Source organism: Oribacterium sp. oral taxon 078 str. F0263 (genome assembly GCF_000469565.1).
Lineage (GTDB): Bacteria > Bacillota > Clostridia > Lachnospirales > Lachnospiraceae > Oribacterium.
The window spans coordinates 70,499-70,738 of sequence record NZ_KI273116.1 but is presented as its reverse complement, the minus strand read 5'-3'; positions in this window follow the sequence as shown (position 1 = coordinate 70,738).

Sequence of the window (240 nt, the reverse complement as noted above, 5' to 3'; positions counted from 1 at the left end):
GAAGAACCGATATCCCCGAAGGGGACGGAAACCCTATGGGAGGACGTAAAGAATGAAGAAATAATAATTAGAAGAACCGATATCCCCGAAGGGGACGGAAACATACCTATTCCCTGCATCATCCTCTCTGTATGATGATTAGAAGAACCGATATCCCCGAAGGGGACGGAAACTATTAGCTCTGCTCCAGCTAACGCCTTCAATAGTTTGATTAGAAGAACCGATATCCCCGAAGGGGAC